Source organism: Cellulomonas jepli (assembly GCF_047229345.1).
In the GTDB taxonomy this organism is placed as follows: domain Bacteria; phylum Actinomycetota; class Actinomycetes; order Actinomycetales; family Cellulomonadaceae; genus Cellulomonas_A.
In genome coordinates this window covers 1-1,506 of sequence record NZ_JBFTER010000200.1, presented here as the reverse complement: position 1 = coordinate 1,506, position 1,506 = coordinate 1, and the positions used below count along the sequence as shown (strand labels likewise).

The 1,506-nt window shown below is 75.8% G+C and carries 2 protein-coding genes; one reads left to right on the top strand and one right to left on the bottom strand.

From position 1 onward, the window contains the following. Positions 1–51: 51 nt before the first annotated feature. Positions 52–657 carry a TetR/AcrR family transcriptional regulator gene (locus AB6N24_RS23060; RefSeq protein ID WP_412871689.1) on the bottom strand — a complete coding sequence of 202 codons (606 nt, stop codon included), beginning with the start codon at positions 655–657 and terminating at the stop codon, positions 52–54. A gap of 122 nt (positions 658–779) precedes the next feature. On the opposite strand from AB6N24_RS23060, the gene AB6N24_RS23055 reads away from it, so the two are divergent. Then, positions 780–1,506: GAF domain-containing protein (locus AB6N24_RS23055; protein WP_412871688.1), on the top strand; the 727-nt coding region annotated here is incomplete at its 3' end.

Genomic DNA, 1,506 nt, shown 5'->3' with positions numbered 1-1,506 from the left:
TGGCTGGGGCTCGGGGCGGTCGGCGCGGGCCGGGCGCGGGCGCGGGGCCACTCAGGCGAGGACGGGCAGGCGGGCGCCGACGGCGCGCAGCACGAAGGTCACGGTCGCCTCGACGGCGTGGTCGCGCTCGGGCCCGTCGTCGGGCACCCCGCGGCTCGACAGGCACGCGTTGACGAGCGGGACCGTGGTGTCGACGTCCTGGGGCGGGAACGCGCCGGACTCGACGCCCTCGGTGAGGATGCGGCGCAGGATCTGCTCGACGAGGTGCACGTGCTCGCGGACGCGCTGCTGCGTCGCGCGCGAGAGGACCGAGCGCAGGTCCGGCCCGGGCGCGAGGTGGTAGACGCGCTTGAGCTGCGCCTGGGCGCGCACGTAGGCGCGGAGCTGCTCGACGGGGTCCTCGACGTCCTGCAGCGAGCGCTCGAGCGTCGCGACGTACTGCTCGGTCTCGTGCGTGATGAACCCGACGAGCAGCGACTCCTTGTCGGGGAAGTGGTTGTAGACGGCGGTGCGCCCGATGCCGGCGGCCGAGGCGATGTCGGCGAGCGTGATCGCGTCGAACCCGCGGTCCGCCATGAGGCTCGAGAGCGCGGCGAACAGCTTCTGGCGGGTCTGCGCGCGGTGCTCGTGGAGGGAGCCTCCGATGATCTTCGGCATACTGACATCCTCGCATGATCTGTCAGTTCGGCGCTCCACCACCCGGGCTCCACTACCCGGCCCGGGTGCTCCCACCTAGACTCGGCCGCATCTGCTCGACGGCGCGGTCGGGAGGTCACCGCATGCACGGCAACGGGCCGGCGTGGCCGGCGGGCTCCGACCCGTCGGCGCTCACGGCGAGCCTGCGCACCGCGCACGAGACGTTCGTGACGACCGGGACCCTGCCCCGGGGCATCCGCACCGTCGTCGCCGACTCGTGGGTGCGCAGCGCCCGCAGCGGCGTCGACCCCGAGTCCCCCGCGCCGACCGTCGACCTGACCGACGCCGAGCTGGTCGCCTACCGCCGCAACCACCCGCTCGGCGCCGCGCTCCCGATCGTGCGCCGCCTGCTCGTCGAGGGCGGCGTGGGCGAGGGGATCGTCGCGGCGCTCACCGACGAGAACGGCCGCCTCCTGTGGGTCGACGGCGACCCCGCGGTGCGCCGCCAGCTCGACGGCGTCGGCTTCGTCGAGGGCGCCTCGTGGGGCGAGGAGCAGACCGGCACCAACGCGCCGGGCACCGCGATCGCGACCCGCAGCCCCGTCCAGGTCTTCGCCGCCGAGCACTTCACGCGGTCCGTGCACCCGTGGAGCTGCACGGCGGCCCCGGTCCGGGACCCGAGCACCGGGCGCGTGCTCGGCGTGCTCGACGTGACCGGCCGCGAGCACCTCGCCTCGCCGCTCGTGCTGCGCCTCGTGACCGCGACCGTGATGGCCGTCGAGCTCGAGCTCGCCGCGGCCCGGGCCGGCGAGGGGGCGCCGCCCCGCCGGTTCCGCGAGCGCGGCGCGGCGAGCGTGCGGCCGCCCGAGC